Annotated in this window: 20 protein-coding genes; 14 read left to right on the top strand and 6 right to left on the bottom strand. The window is 71.2% G+C overall.

Going from position 1 to position 16,550, the window contains the following annotated elements; translation table 11 throughout:
* Nucleotides 1-11: 11 nt before the first annotated feature.
* The 6 genes from BR70_RS0106535 to eno all read left to right on the top strand — a co-directional run bounded on the left by BR70_RS0106535 (nucleotide 12) and on the right by eno (nucleotide 4,124).
* Complete coding sequence (locus BR70_RS0106535; protein WP_027465406.1) at nucleotides 12-524, top strand: universal stress protein; 513 nt, start codon at nucleotides 12-14, stop codon at nucleotides 522-524.
* On the top strand, nucleotides 521-1,267 hold the full coding sequence (locus tag BR70_RS0106530; RefSeq protein WP_027465405.1) for a 2,3-bisphosphoglycerate-dependent phosphoglycerate mutase: 747 nt from the start codon (nucleotides 521-523) through the stop codon (nucleotides 1,265-1,267). The genes BR70_RS0106535 and BR70_RS0106530 overlap by 4 nt, the downstream gene beginning before the upstream one ends.
* Nucleotides 1,264-1,767 carry a fluoride efflux transporter FluC gene (locus BR70_RS0106525; protein WP_197019623.1) on the top strand — a complete coding sequence of 168 codons (504 nt, stop codon included), beginning with the start codon at nucleotides 1,264-1,266 and terminating at the stop codon, nucleotides 1,765-1,767. Before BR70_RS0106530 ends, BR70_RS0106525 begins: the two co-directional genes overlap by 4 nt.
* Nucleotides 1,764-2,135 carry a fluoride efflux transporter FluC gene (locus tag BR70_RS0106520; RefSeq protein ID WP_027465403.1) on the top strand — a complete coding sequence of 124 codons (372 nt, stop codon included), beginning with the start codon at nucleotides 1,764-1,766 and terminating at the stop codon, nucleotides 2,133-2,135. Before BR70_RS0106525 ends, BR70_RS0106520 begins: the two co-directional genes overlap by 4 nt.
* A 32-nt stretch (nucleotides 2,136-2,167) precedes the next feature.
* Entirely contained in the window at nucleotides 2,168-2,653 is a 486-nt protein-coding gene (locus BR70_RS0106515; protein ID WP_027465402.1) for an inorganic diphosphatase, read from the top strand.
* Nucleotides 2,654-2,789: 136 nt separating this feature from the next.
* Nucleotides 2,790-4,124 carry a phosphopyruvate hydratase gene (eno, locus tag BR70_RS0106510; RefSeq protein ID WP_081827284.1) on the top strand — a complete coding sequence of 445 codons (1,335 nt, stop codon included), beginning with the start codon at nucleotides 2,790-2,792 and terminating at the stop codon, nucleotides 4,122-4,124.
* Here eno and BR70_RS0106505 read toward each other — a convergent pair.
* The gene (locus tag BR70_RS0106505) at nucleotides 4,109-5,035 is read right to left on the bottom strand and encodes a LysR family transcriptional regulator (RefSeq protein WP_027465400.1); all 927 of its coding nucleotides are present in this window, start codon (nucleotides 5,033-5,035) and stop codon (nucleotides 4,109-4,111) included. The two genes, eno and BR70_RS0106505, sit on opposite strands and share 16 nt — an antisense overlap.
* Before the next feature lie 70 nt (nucleotides 5,036-5,105).
* On the opposite strand from BR70_RS0106505, the gene BR70_RS0106500 reads away from it, so the two are divergent.
* The 3 genes from BR70_RS0106500 to BR70_RS0106490 all read left to right on the top strand — a co-directional run bounded on the left by BR70_RS0106500 (nucleotide 5,106) and on the right by BR70_RS0106490 (nucleotide 8,411).
* Nucleotides 5,106-6,269 (top strand): TDT family transporter, encoded by a 1,164-nt coding sequence (locus BR70_RS0106500; protein ID WP_027465399.1) that lies wholly within the window; start codon nucleotides 5,106-5,108, stop codon nucleotides 6,267-6,269.
* Nucleotides 6,266-6,850 carry a uracil-DNA glycosylase family protein gene (locus BR70_RS0106495; RefSeq protein ID WP_027465398.1) on the top strand — a complete coding sequence of 195 codons (585 nt, stop codon included), beginning with the start codon at nucleotides 6,266-6,268 and terminating at the stop codon, nucleotides 6,848-6,850. The genes BR70_RS0106500 and BR70_RS0106495 overlap by 4 nt, the downstream gene beginning before the upstream one ends.
* A 403-nt stretch (nucleotides 6,851-7,253) precedes the next feature.
* The gene (locus BR70_RS0106490; RefSeq protein ID WP_155896805.1) at nucleotides 7,254-8,411 is read left to right on the top strand and encodes a glycosyltransferase family 4 protein; all 1,158 of its coding nucleotides are present in this window, start codon (nucleotides 7,254-7,256) and stop codon (nucleotides 8,409-8,411) included.
* 166 nt (nucleotides 8,412-8,577) lie between these two features.
* Here the strand turns inward: BR70_RS0106490 and BR70_RS0106485 are convergent, their stop codons facing one another.
* Nucleotides 8,578-9,246 carry an arsenate reductase/protein-tyrosine-phosphatase family protein gene (locus BR70_RS0106485; RefSeq protein ID WP_027465396.1) on the bottom strand — a complete coding sequence of 223 codons (669 nt, stop codon included), beginning with the start codon at nucleotides 9,244-9,246 and terminating at the stop codon, nucleotides 8,578-8,580.
* A gap of 45 nt (nucleotides 9,247-9,291) precedes the next feature.
* On the opposite strand from BR70_RS0106485, the gene chrA reads away from it, so the two are divergent.
* A complete protein-coding gene (gene chrA / locus BR70_RS0106480) occupies nucleotides 9,292-10,497 on the top strand; it encodes a chromate efflux transporter (RefSeq protein ID WP_027465395.1) in 1,206 nt (401 codons plus the stop codon).
* A 14-nt stretch (nucleotides 10,498-10,511) separates the two neighbouring features.
* Nucleotides 10,512-10,904 (top strand): arsenate reductase ArsC, encoded by a 393-nt coding sequence (locus BR70_RS0106475; RefSeq protein ID WP_027465394.1) that lies wholly within the window; start codon nucleotides 10,512-10,514, stop codon nucleotides 10,902-10,904.
* On the opposite strand, the gene BR70_RS0106470 is transcribed toward BR70_RS0106475, so the two are convergent.
* Together BR70_RS0106470 and BR70_RS0106465 are read right to left on the bottom strand one after the other, a co-directional pair.
* Nucleotides 10,882-11,700, bottom strand: a complete 819-nt coding sequence (locus BR70_RS0106470; protein ID WP_027465393.1) for an alpha/beta hydrolase — start codon at nucleotides 11,698-11,700, stop codon at nucleotides 10,882-10,884. The genes BR70_RS0106475 and BR70_RS0106470 overlap by 23 nt on opposite strands.
* 2 nt (nucleotides 11,701-11,702) lie before the next feature.
* On the bottom strand, nucleotides 11,703-12,230 hold the full coding sequence (locus BR70_RS0106465; protein ID WP_017885669.1) for a phenolic acid decarboxylase: 528 nt from the start codon (nucleotides 12,228-12,230) through the stop codon (nucleotides 11,703-11,705).
* A gap of 63 nt (nucleotides 12,231-12,293) precedes the next feature.
* Between BR70_RS0106465 and BR70_RS0106460 the strand changes: the two genes are divergently transcribed.
* Both BR70_RS0106460 and BR70_RS0106455 read left to right on the top strand, forming a co-directional pair.
* Nucleotides 12,294-12,764 carry a MarR family winged helix-turn-helix transcriptional regulator gene (locus BR70_RS0106460; protein WP_017885670.1) on the top strand — a complete coding sequence of 157 codons (471 nt, stop codon included), beginning with the start codon at nucleotides 12,294-12,296 and terminating at the stop codon, nucleotides 12,762-12,764.
* Nucleotides 12,765-13,004: 240 nt separating this feature from the next.
* Nucleotides 13,005-13,958, top strand: coding sequence for a nuclear transport factor 2 family protein (locus BR70_RS0106455; protein WP_027465392.1), 954 nt, complete (start codon nucleotides 13,005-13,007; stop codon nucleotides 13,956-13,958).
* 25 nt (nucleotides 13,959-13,983) lie between these two features.
* On the opposite strand, the gene BR70_RS0106450 is transcribed toward BR70_RS0106455, so the two are convergent.
* Both BR70_RS0106450 and BR70_RS0106445 read right to left on the bottom strand, forming a co-directional pair.
* Nucleotides 13,984-14,562: a GrpB family protein gene (locus BR70_RS0106450; RefSeq protein ID WP_027465391.1), complete on the bottom strand. Its 579-nt coding sequence runs from the start codon at nucleotides 14,560-14,562 to the stop codon at nucleotides 13,984-13,986.
* Nucleotides 14,563-14,632: 70 nt separating this feature from the next.
* Nucleotides 14,633-15,832 carry an MFS transporter gene (locus BR70_RS0106445; protein WP_027465390.1) on the bottom strand — a complete coding sequence of 400 codons (1,200 nt, stop codon included), beginning with the start codon at nucleotides 15,830-15,832 and terminating at the stop codon, nucleotides 14,633-14,635.
* Nucleotides 15,833-15,958: 126 nt separating this feature from the next.
* On the opposite strand from BR70_RS0106445, the gene BR70_RS22210 reads away from it, so the two are divergent.
* Nucleotides 15,959-16,522 (top strand): cyclophilin-like fold protein, encoded by a 564-nt coding sequence (locus BR70_RS22210; RefSeq protein WP_051596704.1) that lies wholly within the window; start codon nucleotides 15,959-15,961, stop codon nucleotides 16,520-16,522.
* Nucleotides 16,523-16,550: the final 28 nt, after the last annotated feature.

Here is a 16,550-nt window from a genome sequence, read left to right as displayed (position 1 = left end):
AGGGAGATGACATGGGTGAGGCAGAATCCGCCCGCACGATTGTTGCCGGTGTGCAGTCCGGGCAGGTAGAGGGCGTTGTCGGCGTTGCCACGCTGATCGCGAAGCATTTCGGTGCGTCGGTGGTGTGTGTTGCGGTGGATCCGGCGCTGCTGAGTGCGGGAGCTCGTCGGGACGGTTCGGAGATCATCGAACCGATCGATCCGGACACGGCGGACACCGAACCGCAGCAGCTGCCCGACCGCGACGTCGCCGTCGCCGTCATCCACGATCTCGCTGCAGCGCGGTCTGTTCGAGTGGAGATCCTCATCCGGGTCGGGGATCCGAGCCGGGCGTTGGCTGCGGTGGCGGAGCAGCGTGACGCGGTGATGATCGTCGTCGGGTCGCAGACGGGCCGACGGCGGGTTGCGGAGTTCTTCAACGCATCCGTCGCCGCCCGCTTGACGCACCAGCAGCACCGTCCCGTCGTGGTCGTTCCACACGCTCCGGTCGGGTTCGAGAGCGCCCTGCCGTGGGATGCGTCGTGACGGGCCGGCTGGTGCTGCTGCGCCACGGGGAGAGCACCGCGAACCGGGCCGGCACCTTCACCGGCCTCCGCGACGAACCACTGACCGTCGAGGGTGAACGGCAGGCCGTGACCGCGGGGCGGCTCCTGAAGGCGGCAGGCATCTTGCCGGACCGGGTGCTCACGTCGACGTTGCAGCGCACCGTGCGCACCGCGGAAGTGGTCCTCGACACCCTCGGCATCGTCATCCCGATGGAGACGGTCTGGCAGCTCAACGAACGCAACTACGGCGCACTCACCGGGATGACGAAGACCGATGCCCGCCGAACGCTCGGCGACGACGAGTACACCCGGCTCCGCAGGTCCCGGAACGGCGCACCACCGGCAATGAGCCTGCATGCGTGGACGGCGCTGCGGTCGAGTTCCGCGCTGCGCGACCTGCCAGAAGCTGCCCTCCGGCGCACCGAGGCCCTCTCCGATGTCATCGAACGGGTCCGACCCGTGCTGCAGAACCGGCTCGTACCGATGGTGCGGACCGGTCGGAGCGTCCTCGTCGTCGCGCACGGCAACTCGCTCCGCGCCGTGTGCGCGTGCATCGACGACCTCACAGACCTGGAACTGCACGCACTGAACCTGCCCACCGGTCAGCCGCTGCAGTACCAGCTCACGCCGACGGGTGCCCTCGCCCCACGGGGTGGGACGTACCTGGATCCGGCAGCAGCGCAGCACGCCGCGGCGCTGGTCGCAGCAGAAGGCGGAACATGAACACCCGAACGGACATCCCAATGCTCGACGCTCAGCGCCCCTCCGACCCGGATGTGGACGTCTCCGATCCCGCAGCGAGCATGCGGCCCGTGCACCTGCGGTGGCGGTACGTCGGCCTCGTCGCGGCCGGTGGCACGGTCGGCACACTCCTGCGCGACGTGATCAGTGCGCTGCTCCCAGCAGACGGCGGGGTGAGCTGGTCGATCTTCTGGATCAACATCAGCGGAGCGGTGCTGCTCGGGGTGCTCCTGGAAGCGTTGGCGCATCGCGGTCCCGACGCGGGCCGCCGCCGTGTCCTGCGTCTGCTGCTCGGCACGGGAGTACTCGGCGGCTTCACCACCTACAGCACCCTCGCAGAGTCCACCGCCGCACTGTTCATCACCGGCCACGGTCTCGCCGGCACCGGGTACGCGCTCCTGACCGTCATGGCCGGTGCGATCGCGACCGCGGTCGGACTGGTGGTCGCCGGCTGGTTCCGCCCCCGGACAGTGTCCGCATGAACGCCGTCATCCTCCTCGCAGTCGCCGCCGGTGGCGGCGTCGGCGCTGCCGGCCGGTTCCTCCTCGACGGGCTGATCAACACCGGCCGGCAGTTCCGGCTCCCCGTCGGCACGTTGACGATCAACATCACCGGGTCCCTGCTGCTCGGGCTCATCGTCGGCGCAGCCAGTCACCTCGGCGCAGCCCCCGTGGCGGTGCTCGGCACCGGGGTGATGGGCGGCTACACCACGTTCAGTACCGCCAGCTTCGAAACGGTCCGCCTCGCCCGCAGCGGCCGGATCACCGCCGCAGCCGCCAACGGTCTCGGGATGCTCGTCCTCTCGGTCGCGGCAGCCATCGCCGGCATCCTCCTCGGCGGTCTGCTGTGACCGCCACCCCACATCCTGGAACGGGCCTTCCCATGCTGTTCGACGTCACGATCGAGGTTCCCCGCGGCAGCGGCAACAAGTACGAAGTCGATCACACCACCGGCCGGATCCGGCTCGACCGGGCCGTGTTCACCAGCATGGTGTTCCCCCAGGACTACGGCTCCATCGATGACACGCTCGGCGATGACGGCGACCCCCTCGACGCGCTCGTGCTGCTGCCCCGACCGACGTTCCCGGGCGTCGTCATCACGGTCCGGCCGGTCGGGATGCTCCGCATGGTCGACGAGAACGGTGGCGACGACAAGATCCTCGCCGTCCCCGCCGGCGACGACCGGTTCGAAGACCTGCAGGACATCAGCGACGTCCCGGAGCACACCCTCATCGAGATCGAGCACTTCTTCTCCCACTACAAGGAGATCGAACACGGCAAGCACGTCACCACCAACGGGTGGGCCAACCGTCCTGCTGCCGAAGCCGTCGTCCGCACCGCACAGGAAGCCCACACCCGACACCCGTGACCCACGGGCCCCTCGACCGCCGCGGGGAGGCACTGGCGCTGAGTGATCGCCAGCAGGTCGTCCCCTCCGCCTCCCCGCGGCTTTCCCTTCCATCCGCACGATAACGACGCATGACCCCACCAGAAGGAGCGTCACCATGAACGACTACATCAGCGGCATCCACCACCACGGAGCCCACCAGGGCGAGTACGTCACCCACCACGACCACCCCGTCACCATCGACGCCGTCCACGGCACCCGCATCCTCGACTCCCGCGGCTACCCGACTGTCCGCGTCCTGCTCGAACTCGACGACGGCCGCACCGTCACCGGCGACGCCCCCGCGGGCGCTTCCACCGGCGCCCATGAAGCGATCGAGCTCCGCGACGGCGGAACAGCGTTCGGCGGCCGCGACATCACCGAGGCGCTCCACCTGATCAACACCGACATTGCGGGCCTCCTCACCGGGCGATCGTGGTCCGCAATCGGACAGGTCGACGCCGCCCTCGCCGAACTCGACGGCACCACCGGGTACCGCCGACTCGGCGCGAACAGCGTCGTCGCAACCTCCATCGCCGCATCCCGGGCGCTCGCACACGCCGCGAGCCTCCCGCTCTGGCAGTGGATCGCCGAGATCACCGGCTCGACGCCGCGGATGCCGGTCCCGCACTTCAACGTTCTCAACGGAGGCGCGCACGCAGCGAACAAGCTCGACTTCCAGGAGTTCATGATCGCCCCCGTCAACGCCTCGTCGATGGCCGACGCTGTCCGCATCGGCGCGGACGTGTACCACGCCCTCGCGGGCCTGGTGCGGGACCGGTTCGGTAGCCTCGGCCTCGGCGACGAGGGCGGCTTCGCACCATCGATCGCTGCACCCGAGGAAGCGCTCGACCTGCTGGTCACCGCGATCCGCGCCGCAGGCTACGAGCCGGGCGTCGACCAGGTGGCGATCGCCCTCGATCCGGCCGCGAACGAGTTCTCCCTCGGAGACGGCTCGTACCGGATGCTCGACGACAGCCTCGAACGGGACGGGCTGGTCGACTACTACCGGCAGCTCATCGACACGTACCCGATCCGCAGCATCGAAGACGGGTGCGCTGAGGATGACCATGACGGGTTCCGCCGCATGCAGGCGGCGCTCGGTGACCGGATCCAGATCGTCGGCGACGACCTCTACGTCACCGACCCCCAACGCATCCGCGACGGCGGCGAGCAACACCTGACGAACGCGGCACTGATCAAGCCGAACCAGATCGGCACCGTCTCCCAGACCCTGGGCGCGATCGCCACCGCCACCAGCATCGGGATGGCCAGCATGGTGTCGCACCGTTCCGGGGAGACCACGGACACGTTCATCGCCGACCTCGTCGTCGGGACCGGCACTGGGCAGATCAAGTCCGGCGCACCCGCCCGCGGCGAACGGGTCGCGAAGTACAACCGGCTCACCGAGATCGCCGAGCAGCACCCGGATCTGCCCTACGGACTGATCTGACCACCGGCACTCGAGCTGCGAGCGGTGTCCAAGAACGCCGTGACAGCAGGCCCGGGGTGGCCCGACCAGATCGCACGCAGCGACCGGATCAGCGGCGGGCCGAGCAGCGGCACGCGGACGAGGGCACCGTCGGCGAGGTCCCTGCCGACGGTGCGGAGACTCATCACCGCCGGAGCGATGCCCGCTCGAGCGTTGGCGCGGATGATGCCCGTCGTCTCCAGTACCGCCGCTGGCGGAACGAGGGTGCGGCCCGCATCGTCGAGCCACGCCTCGACCGTGGCGCGGGTGCCGGACCCTTCCTCACGGAGCAGGAGCGGCGTCTCCGCGAGGTCATCCGCGGTGATGCTCGAAGCCCGCGCCCACGGATGGTGCGGAGCGACGACAACCACGAGTTCGTCCTCGTCGACCACCAGAGAGGAGAGCTCAGGTGGCGCAGCAGGGGTCTCCGTGAATCCGACGTCGGCAGCGCCGGAGCGAACAAGTTCGATCACAGTGGTGGAGTTGCCCGCGATCAACCGGACCGACGCATCGGGCGCGGCAGCACGGTGGGTGAGCAACCATCCAGGCAGCAAGAGTTCGGCGATCGTCTGCGACGCTGCGACCACGAGGGATCCCGCCGGTTCTCGAAGCGCGACAAGTCCTGCTTCGAGCCGCTGCGACGCCTCCAACACCGGAACGGCCAGACCGAGCACCACCCGGCCGGCGTCGGTCAAGGCTGTCCCGGATGCTCTCCGGTGCGCCAGCGGCTGACCGATCGCCTGCTCCGCGGCACGCAGTCGCGCAGACACCGCCTGCTGTGTCACCCCCAACACTTCGGCCGCGCGGGTCAACGAACCGGTCTCCGCGACGCGGACGAGGACCTCGAGAGTGTCGAGGTCCAGGGTTCGGTCGGTCAGCCGTCGCAGTGCCACAAGCGAACATTGTGCCCCGCCAACGAGTTCGCCGTTCCCGAACCACGGGAAACACGCGCACGCTGGGTGCATGTCCGCGCACCTCGTCCATGCACCCGCACCCGCACGTTCCGAGCACGGTGTGCAAGAACGGCGGTTGTTCCGGGAGCTGGAGCGGCCCGGGCTGATCGTGTCGAACCTGACCCCGAACTGGTTCGCATCGATCATGGGGACCGGGATCGTCGCCGTCGCGGCTGCGTCGTTGCCGCTGCAGTTCCCAGGTCTGCGCACTGCGGCGACGGTCGTCTGGGCGATTGCCGCGGTCCTGCTCGTCGCCCTCACCGTCGCGACGGTGCTGCACTGGGTGCGCTACCGGAGCACCGCAGCGAAGCACCACCTGCACCCGGTCATCTCCCACTTCTACGGGGCACCGCCGATGGCGTTCCTCACCGTTGGTGCCGGAACGATCCTGCTCGGCAAGGACTGGATCGGCCTCCCGGCTGCCGTCACCGTCGACTGGGTCCTCTGGAGCATCGGCACCATCGGAGGACTGCTCACGGCAGTGCTCGTGCCGTACCTGGCGTTCACCCGCCACGAGAACGCGCCCGACTCCGCGTTCGGCGGTTGGCTGATGCCGATCGTCCCGCCGATGGTGTCCGCCTCCACCGGTGCGCTCCTGCTGCCGTACGCCGCCGCCGGGCAGGCGCGGGAGACGCTGCTGTGGTCCTGCTACGGCTTCTTCGGCCTCAGCCTCATCACGTCGCTGGTCGTGATCACGCTGATCTGGAACCGTCTCGCGCAGCACAAGGTCGGCGCCGCGGGCATGGTCCCGACGCTGTGGATCGTCCTCGGGCCGGTCGGACAGTCGATCACCGCCGTGAACCTCCTCGCATCGAACGCCCCCACCGTTGTCGATGCGAGTACCGCGCATGCCCTGCTGGTCGTGGCGCTGGTGTACGGGTTCGCGATGCTCGGCTTCGCGCTGCTGTGGACGGTCATCGCCCTCGCGATCACCATCCGCACTGCCCGAGAGCACTTGCCGTTCAGTCTGACCTGGTGGTCCTTCACCTTCCCCGTCGGGACCTGCGTCACCGGCCTGAACGGCCTGGCCCTGCACTCCGGACTCACCGTCGTCGCCGTCCTCGCAGTTGTGTACTACGTCGGCCTCGTCGCCGCGTGGATCACCGTTGCCGTCCGCACCTTCCACGGCTCCGTCATCCGAGGCACCCTCCTGGCACCACCACAGCCGGCGTGAACACCGCCGAGGAGCTCGCGGATGAGCTCGCGGACGTTCGGTCGCTGAACGCCCTCGCCGAGACATGGCGCACCGCACCGGACGGCTCGCGACGGTTCGTCCCGAGCTTCGACCCACGATCCGGCGGCACATCGAGCCGCGTGCTGGTCCTCATGCAGTCGCCCGGCCCGCAGACCATTGCCGCCGGGCACGCGGCGGTCTGCAGCGAGGACAACCCGGGCCCGACCGCGGCCGCGTTCCGCGCAGCCCGCATCGAGTCCGGACTCCCACGCAACGAGTACCTCCGCTGGAACCTCATCCCCTGGGAAGCCCCCGGCCGCGTACGACCTGCGGACATCGACGAGGGGCGACGCGCCCTCGGAGCGTTGCTCGAGGTGCTCCCCGTGCTCGACGCCATCGTCACGTACGGGACCGTTGCCCTCGACGGAGTCATGCGGCATCTCACCCTGGACGAGCACCCCAGACTCGTACCCGTCATCGCGGCGCCACACCCCTCTCCCGCCAACGGCCGCCACCGCGCGGAACAACATCGACGTTCCGTGCAAGCACTCCGGCTTGCCGCACTGGAGCGACCGGTGTAGCGAAGACGAACGATTCCGCTACAACTGTCCGAACCGACGCTCCTCGACCCTGATGACTTCACCGACGACGTCATCGAAGCCGCCCGCAGCACTCTTGTCATCGGAGTCAGCCAACAAGCCGAGGAACGATGCCAGAACCGGACCATGAGGCGCTGCCACTCACAGGAACCGGACGTGTTTCGTCTGTCCGCCACCGTCGCCCGACTGAGCTTGCGCTCGACGATTCGTGAGGGCCCCCTCAGCAGCACGTCGTTTCACTAGACGATCGTCTTCTGAACGCCTACGGTTCCCAGCACCCCGTCCCGCTCCCGAACCGTGAGAGACCGCATGCGCAGCCCCCGCCAGACCACCGTGCTCGAGACCGGCCGCTGACGTGGCGGCGGCGAAGGCGACCGTCCTGCTCGTGAGCGACTTCCCACTGTCGGCGATGCGGGGTGAACGCGCCGCGCTGGTCGAGCAGGCGAAGGCCTTCGCCGAGTCCGGTCACGTCGTCTGGGTGGCGACTCCGCGGTCGAGCGAGACCGCGGAGCTGCGGAGGCACGGCGTCCGCCTGTTCGAGGTCGAACCGTCGATCAGCGCCCCGGAGAGCGACCTGCCGGTGGTCCGCAACTCGGTCCGTGTCCGCCGGTGCCTCGGCACGCTGATGCTCGAGGAACGGATCGACCTCGTCGTCACCCACTCGGACTTCGGCCTCGCCGCGGCGGCGCTGACCACGGCGCGCTCCCTCGAGCTGCCGACGATCCACACCGTGCACGGTTCGGCGCCGGTCCGGGGCCGGACCGCGGCGGCGATGGCGCCCCTCGCACGGCACGCGCACCGTGTGGTGACCGGCATCCGGCCCACACGGCACCACTTCACGGGGCACCCCATGGACGACGCGCGCCGCAACATGGCCGTGGCCGTCTGCGGGGCGGCCGACGTCGTCGTCACCCCGACGACACGGCAGGCACGTGCGCTGCGCGAGGCCGGCGTCGGCCCGGTCCACGTCGTGCCCAACGCCCTCGGCCGCCGGCCGGTCGAACCGCCGCCGGCGCCGGAACTCGGCCCGCTCCGGCTCGTCTGGGCGTCGCGGTTCACCCCGGACAAGCGTCTCGACGTCCTCCTCAACGCGATCCGGCTGGTGGAGATCCGACTCGGTGCACACGCGGTGCGGGTCGACGTCGCCGGCGGGACCGTCCCCCCGACCCGCACGCCGGTGTCGGTCCGCGTCCACGGCCGCCTGTCGTCGCAGGCTGTCCACGACCTGCTGCTGTGCGGGCACGCGGCGGTGGTCTGCTCGCTCGAGCACGACGGCCAGCCGATGGCCGCGCTCGAGGCGTTCCGGGACCACCGTCCCGTCATCGTGTCCGACATCCGCCTGGCGAGCGAGTTCGGCTCCGCCGCCGTCCTGACCGACGACGAGACCGCGTTCGGGCTCGCCACGACGATCATCGAGCTGGCCTCGGACCGGACGCTGCTGCGGCCGCACACCGCCGCCGCCATCGAGCACGCCCGGCTCGCGACGGCGGAACGGCACACCGATCAGGTCCTCCGGCTGGTCGCCGGCAGCCGCCGGTCCTGAGTGACGGGCTCCCCGGGGAGCGCACGCCGCCCTGGGCGCACCACGCGACGGACGGGAGGCTCGGTGCGGGCCCGCCCCGTGCCTCCAGTCCGCAGGCGGTCGAGCAAGGAGAACGCCCCGATGAGGAGGGGGGATCTCATCGGGACGTTCCGTTCGTGGGGCCGCGTCAGGCGGCGAGGCGCGCAGCGAGCGCGGTGGCGCGGGACCGGAGGTCCGCAAAGGTGGCCTCGTACGCGTCCGGCGTGCCGACGCGCGACGGGTTCGGCAGCGACCAGTGCAGGCTGTCGCCGTCGTCGATCGACTCGTGCGCGCGGTCGCAGACCGTGACGACCAGGTCGCCGTCGGCGACGAGATCGTGGAAGGCACGCGGGACGTGGCCGCCGAGGTCCAGGCCGTGGCGCTCCCCGACGGCGACCGCCCCGGGGGCGATGGCGGCTGCGGGACGCGTCCCGCCCGACAGCGAGCCGATCTCGCTGACCTGCGCCCAGACACCCGCGGCCAGCGGAGAGCGCGCGGAGTTGCCGGTGCAGACGAACAGCACGCGGGACACCGGCCCCGGCACCGCTGCCGAACCGTGCGGGACACCGCTCGGTTCGAGGTGCAGGTAGCTGCGGCGACCGTCGCCGTCGGAGCGGCGTCGCGTGACCAGACCGGCCTGCTCGAGGATGCGCAGGTGGTGCGCCAGGAGCGGCCCGGAGATCCCGAGGGCGGCCCGCACCTCGCTCGGGCTGGCGTCGGACGCGGCGAGCAGGTCGACGATCGCCAGGCGGGCGACGTCGCCGAGGGCCGCGTGCTGCGCCGCACGCTGCTCGAGGCCCTGCCGCCGGGTGTTCATCGGTTCAATGTTGACTGAACCATCTGCCGTCGTCAAGATGAGCGGGTGACGACGAGCCCCGAGCCCCTGCGGTCGTCCGCGGGATCGGTGTTCCTGGTGTTCCTGCGGCTCGGGCTGACCTCGTTCGGCGGGCCGGTCGCACACCTCGGGTACTTCCGCGAGGCCTTCGTGGTGCGTCGCCGCTGGCTGCGGGAAGACGCCTACGCCGACCTCGTCGCGCTGTGCCAGTTCCTGCCCGGACCGGCGTCGAGCCAGGTCGGGATGGCACTCGGGCTGCAGCGCGCCGGACTGCTCGGACTCCTCGCCGCGTGGTGCGGGTTCACCCTGCCGTCCGCGGTGCTGCTCGTCGCGTTCGCCCTGCTCGTGTCCGGCACGCCCGACCTGGCCGGCGCCGGGTGGCTGCTCGGGCTGCAGGCGGCCGCCGCCGCGGTGGTGGCGCAGGCGGTGCTCGGCATGGCGCGCACACTCACACCGGACCGCCGTCGGGCGACCATCGCGGCCGCCGCCACGATCGTGGTGCTGCTCGTCCCCGGACCGGGGCCGCAGGTGGCGGTCATGGCGGCCTGCGGCGTGGTCGGCGTGCTGTGGCTCGGCCGGGTGGTCGGACCGGTCGAGGAGGTCGCAGGCACCGAGGTCGCCGTGCGGCTCCCCCGCTGGGTCGCCGTGTCGGCGCTCGTCGCGTTCGCCGCCCTGCTCGTCGCGGCACCCGTCGCTGCGAGCGGCACCGGGGCCGTGCGCCTGTTTGGGGTCTTCGCGCAGGCGGGCTCGCTCGTCTTCGGCGGCGGCCACGTCGTCCTGCCGCTGCTCGAGTCGCAGACCGTGGCCACTCACCTGGTCGACCACGCGGACTTCCTGGCCGGGTACGGCGCCGCACAGGCCGTGCCCGGGCCCCTGTTCACCTTCGCCGCCTACCTCGGCGCCGTCGCCCACGGCAGTCCGAGCGGGCTCGTCGGCGCCGCGGTGGCACTCGTCGCGATCTTCCTGCCGGCGGCACTCCTGGTGGTCGGCGCGCTGCCGTTCTGGCACGTGCTCCGCGCCCTGCCGTGGGCCCGGCGCGTGCTGGCCGGTGTGAACGCGGGGGTCGTCGGGCTCCTCGCCGCGGCGCTCTGGGACCCGGTCATCACCGAGGGGGTTCGCTCGGCACCCGCACTGGCGCTCGCCGTGGCTGCCTTCACCGCCCTCACCCGCTGGTCCGCTCCCCCGTGGGCGGTCGTCATCGGAGCCGGCCTGCTCGGCGCCGTCGTCCTCTGATCGGAGCACCCCGCATGCCCACCGTCCTGTTCGTCTGCGTCCACAACGCCGGCCGTTCCCAGATGGCCGCCGGCTTCCTGCAGCACCTGGCCGGTGGCCGCGTCGACGTCCGGAGCGCCGGCTCCGAACCGGCCGACCAGCTCAACCCCGTGGTCGTCGCGGCGATGCTCGAGGAGGGCATCGACATCCGGAGCGAGCAGCCGGCCCTGCTCAGCACCGATGCCGTCCGCGCGGCCGACGTCGTCATCACGATGGGGTGCGGGGACGCCTGCCCGGTGTTCCCGGGCAAACGCTACGAGGACTGGGAGCTCCCCGACCCCGCGGGGCTCGACCTCGACGCCGTCCGGCCGATCCGCGACGACGTGCGCGCACGGGTGCAGGACCTCATCGCCCGGACCGCTCCCTGACGCGGTCGAGCAGGCGGGCGACGAGCTGCTCGCGCCACGGGACCGACGACCAGACGTGGTCCGCACCCTCGACCGCGGTGAACGTCGCCCCGCTGAGCAGTTCGCCGTAGCGCCGGCCGTACTCGACCGGGACGATCTCGTCGGCGGTGCCGTGCAGCACGTCGACCGGCCCGTCGTACCCGCGGGCCTGGGCGTAGACGTCGAGTCCGTCCCGGACCTCGTCGACGAACCCGCGCCCGAGGGCGGTCCCACCGAAGTCGAACCAGCCGCGGTCACGGACGGGTGCGAGCGGCTGCCCCTGGATGGCGTCGTGCACGGCGATGTCGTCGACCACGACCCCGGCCGGTGACCACAGGGTCAGGCTCCGCACCAGGTCGGGGACCCGGGCCGCCGCCATCGCCGACTCGACGGCGCCCAGGCTGTGGGCGACGACGTCGATCGGTGCCCCCTGGTCGGCCGAGAACGCCCGGATCATCGTGACGACCTGCTCGACCTCGTCGCCGATCGAGATGTCCGCGAACCGTCCGTCGCTCGTGCCGTGCCCGAGACGGTCGTAGGAGCGGACCGTCAGACCGGTGTCGGTCAGGACGGTCGCGGCCTGCACGAAGAGCTGGCGCGGGCCGATCGACGAGTCACCGAACCCGTGCACGAACAGCACCGCGCCGCCGGCAGCCGCGGGCGCCGACGCCGACGCCGACGCCGACGCCGGGTGGTACTCCCACCCCCGGAGCGCCGCGCCCCGGTGCTCGAGCCGGATGCTCGTCAGGGCACGCTCCAGCGGACGTTCCGCGGTCATGCTCAGTTGCTCCGGTCGGCGAACCCGGCCGGCAGGTCGGCGGGCGCAGTGTCGACGACGGTCTCGTCGTCCTGGCCGACGAACTCGAACAGGGTGATGTGGGCGAACTCGGGGACGACGTAGATCGGGTAGGTGGGGCCGGCGTCGCGGTACTCGCGCATCCGGTCCAGGTGGTCGTTCTGGAACAGCACGGTCTTGCTGCCGTCCTCCTCGACCCAGTGCGGGAAGAAGATCGTGCCGTGCAGCACGCGCTCCCCCGGCACCACGGTCACGACGACGCTCGTGCCGGTCGGCTCGTTCCACGACACCTTGTAGACGCCGGCGGTGAGCACAACGAGGTCGACCTGCTGGTCCTTGACCCAGCGCCCGCCGACCATGCCGGAGTGGATGCGGTAATCGATGGTGGTGGCGTTCTTGACGTACATCTCGTACTGCCAGCCATTGGCGTACGTGTAGATGAACCGGTGTCCGACGATGCCGGAGAGGTCCTGCGACGGGACGGGCTGTGCAACTGAGGTGGTGATCGTCATGCACTCATCCTGCGCCAAACATAGTTTTGTTGCAAACCTTTTTCGAGGACCTAAGCTGAGGACATGGGCAGCGAGCACGACACGGCAGGACTCCGGGACATCGCCCGGCGGCTCAGCGACCAGGTCGGCCCGTTCCGCCGCACCCTGCTGAACGCATCACGCCGTGACGGTGCACTGCCGGAGCTGCCCGATGCCCAGATCGAGGTCCTGCGACGACTCGACGAGGCCGGATGGCTCACGCCGACGGCGCTCGGCCGGTCCCTCGGCCTCGCCCGCTCCACGGTCAGCAACCTCGTGACCGCGATGGAACGCGGCGGGCTCGTCCACCGGCGGCTCGCCACCGGCGACGGCCGCAGCACCGAGATCGCCCTGACCGAGCTCGCGTCCGAGCGGCTCCGGGTCTACGACGCCTCGGCCGAGCACGTCCTGGTCGGCGCGCTCGAACGCCTGGGCCCGGACGGGGTCGACGCGCTGCGCGCCGCGCTGCCCGTACTCGCCGAGCTCCGTCTGGCCATCGACGAGCCCGGAGCGTAGGGATCGGCTGACAGTGCGCGTGAGCCGTCGCACAGGTCCGGCTCGTCGATCACCAGCGGGAGCGGGTCACCCTGGCAGCGCGTGCACAGGCCACCCTGGAGGCGCGCACCGCGACTGAGAAGCCGGTCACGGTCGCAGCGCGTGGCGGCTCCACCGCGCGCGCCGGCCCCCAGGGTCCGGTTCCATCGTTCTGCCGTGCAGACGACATCACTTCTCCCCATCATCGCCAAGGCGTGTGCGGTGGCAGCTCCGGTCGCCATCGCCGTGTCGCTCGTGGCCGGTCCGGCCGTGGCGGCCCCCCTCCACACCTCCACCTCCGACACCACCGCAACCGCCGCGCACCAGACGGTGACCCGTGCGGCGCGGACGACCTCGGGCGGCACGGCCGTGTCTCGGCTCGACCGTCGCGCCGAGCAGCGCAACGAGGCCACGGTCCGGCACCTGTTCCGGTGCGCGTTCCGGTCCCCCGGGTCCGCGCAGGCCCGTGCGGCTGCCCGGACCGCCGTCGCGACCGGTGCCGTCGCCCACGGTGCGACGAGCGCCTCGGGTCCGTCCGCGTTGCTCGCCGAGTTCACCGCGGACCGCTCCCGGGTGCCCGGCGCCCACGCCGTGATCAAGCACGTCGCCGGGGACGCGGACCTGGTGGCGGTGCACTGGCAGATCACCGCGAAGCCGACGGATGAACGCACGGGTGACGCCGCCGTCGACCTGTTCCGCATGCGCGACGGGCGCATCAGCGAGTGGTGGGCACTCCGTCAGACGGTGCCGACGGGGACCCCGGCCAGCGGCAACACGAACAGCATGTTCAGCGACCTGTACCCGGCCGCGAAGCGTGACCGTCACCTGACCGAACAGCAGGAGGAGCACAACCGGGTGCTCGCCGTGACCGCGTACGACCGACTGTTCCGCGACCACGACGTGTCCGTGCTGGACGAGGAGTTCGACCCGGCGTACCTCCAGCACAACTCGGTCGCGGCGAACGGCACGGCCGCTCTCAAGCAGTTCTTCGCCGGCAGCGCCGCGCAGAGCCTCCCGAAGCAGGAGTCCGTCATCTCGCTCGCCGACGGCGACCTGGTGTGGACGTTCTCGAAGCCGGTCGGGGCGAAGGCCGACGCACCGTTCGGTGCGGCCGACCTGTTCCGGGTCGACGGCAACCTGATCCGCGAGCACTGGGACGTCGTCCCGACGAGCTGAGACTCGGCCGGAGGAGCCGCGCGTCTCAGGACGCGCGGCTCCGTCGCGCCCGCTCCTTGATCGCGGTGATGACGGCCGTCTTCGCGTCGGCGTAGGCGTTCATGTCGTCCCAGCTCTGGTCGAGCAGCTCCCGCTTCGTCCGTTCGTACAGCGCCCGGTCACCGGCATCGGCGCGCAGGTGGTCACGGAGGAGCAGGTACTCGTCGACCGCCGCCGCGCCCCGCTCGTAGACGTGCACGTGGACGTCACGGGTCGGCGTCCGGACCAGGCGGTGCCCCGGCTCCCGGACACGGAGCTCGTACCCGGCGGCCAGGAGCTGGTCGAGGTAGGTGGCCTCGGCGGTGATGTCCGCGACGGCGACCACGATGTCGACGATGGGTTTCGCGGCCAGGCCGGGGACGGCCGTGGAGCCGATGTGCTCGACGACCGGGGCGTCCGTGCCGGAGCCGAGGAGGGCCTCCAGGATGCGTCGCCGGTGGTCCGCGAAGACCGCAGCCCACCCGCTGTCGGCGGGGTGCAGGGTCACGGTGACCGGTTCCGGGCCGCCGATGATCTCGACGGTCGTGACGTCCGGGCGGGTGTGGTCCTCGTCGTGGTGCTGCACCCGGCCATGATCGCAGCCGGCGGTCGCGGTCGCGGTGGCTTTCGCGGTCGCGGTCGCGGTCGCGGTCGCGTCAGAGCTTCGCGGGGAACGCCGATCCCCGACCGATGACGGTGAGGAGCGCCGCGACCGCCCCGAACACGATCATCACCACGGCGAGCACGAGCCCGTCGAAGGCAGTCAGCAGGGCTGCGCCGAACAGGCCGGCCGCGAAGATCGCGATGTTGAACGCGACCGGCAGGAACGCGCTCGCGACGTCGGCGTCCTCGCCGCCGGCGGTCGTCAGGGCGGCCTGCAGCTGCGTCGACGAACCGCCGAAGCCGATCCCCCACAGGCCCGCGGCCACCAGGACCGCGACCGGTGACGTGTGGCCGACGAGCAGCACCACGCCGGCCAGGACGAACAGGCCGACGCTGCCGTGCAGCAGGGGTCGGGGGTGCCGGTCGAGCAGGGCACCGGTCACGACGACGCCGAGGATCGCGGCGATCCCGTAGACCAGCAGCACCAGCCCGGCGCTCAGTTCGGTGCCGGTCGCCCGCAGGTACGGCGAGATGTACGTGTAGATCGTGTTGTGTGCCACCATCCACGTCGCGATCACGGCGAGGATGACCGCGATGCCGCGGATCCGGAAAACCCTCACGACGGACAGCTTCGCGGCGCTCGTCTGCCCCGGGGCATCCGGCACGAACAGCGCGATCAGCGCCAGGACCACCACGCCGACCAGGCTCAGCCCGATGAACGACGACCGCCAGCCCAGGGCGTCGCCGATGAAGGACCCGAGCGGGGTGCCCAGCGCGAACCCCACCGGCGCGCCCGTCGAGACGATCGCGAGCGACACCCCGGCGGAGCGGGCCGGGCTGATCCGCCGGGCGTAGGTGGCGAACATGCCCCAGATCGTCCCCGACATCGCGCCGGCGACGAACCGGGTGACCAGCGCGACTGCGACGTTCGGCGCGAACGCGGTCAGGGTGTTCGCGACGAGCAGCACGGCGATGGCGGCCACGATGAGCGGCTTGCGACGGAACCCGCGGGTCAGGGCGATCGCCGGGACCGTGGCGATGACCGTGCCCATCGCGTACGCGCTGACGAACAGGCCGACCGTGCCCTCGCTCGTGCCCATCCCGTCGGCGATCGCGGGCAACAGCCCGGCCGGCATCGTCTCCATGGCGACGAGGAGGAACCCGATCGCGGCGAGCAGGGCGAGCGGGAACCAGGGCAGTCGGCCGTCGGTCGCCCGGTCGGTCGTGGGGTGGTCGGAGGTCGTCGTGGTCACGGACCGACGGTAGGGGCATCGTCCGGCGGACAGGGAGGTTCTGCAGGACCCCGTTTCGCCAGAGCCTCACTGGGCGGGTGGTGGTGGGGCTTCGATGGTCGGTGTCCACCAACTCAGGGAGCTCCGATGCACATCCGCACCAGACGCCGTACCGCCGAGGGTCCGCTCGTCGGGCTGGGTCCGCTCGCGTCGGCTCCGGTCGTCGCGCTCGTGGTGGGGGCGCTCGCCGGGTGCAGCGGCGTCGAGCGCGCGGAGTCGCCTGCGCCGTCAGCTGCGACGTCGACGGTGTCTGCGTCTCCTTCAGCAGCTCCCACGATCACCACCCCGACGGAGGCCGACCTCGTGCACATCACCATCGAGCTCGACGGCGAGACCCTGACCGGCCGGTTGACCGACAACGCGACGGCGCGCGCGCTGGCCGCTCAGCTGCCGGCGACGCTGACGTTCGGCGACTACGGCGGCCAGGAGCAGATCGCCCGGCTCCCCACGCCGCTCGACACCACCGGCGCCCCGAGCACGAGCGATGCGCCGGCAGGCACCATCGCGTACTACGCGCCGGACCAGTCGATCGTCCTGTACTACACGGACGTCGGCAGCTTCTCGGGGATCGTGCCGATCGGCACAGTCGACGACGTCGGAGCGGTGCGCGACCTGCCGTCCGGCGCCGCCACCGTCCGAGTGCGCGGCTGACGGGCATCCGTCCCCTTCTTCGCGTCCC

Source organism: Curtobacterium sp. UNCCL17, assembly GCF_000686685.1.
In the GTDB taxonomy this organism is placed as follows: domain Bacteria; phylum Actinomycetota; class Actinomycetes; order Actinomycetales; family Microbacteriaceae; genus Curtobacterium; species Curtobacterium flaccumfaciens.
Note: the sequence above shows the minus strand (reverse complement) of the source record. Positions and strands in the feature narration are given on the sequence as shown.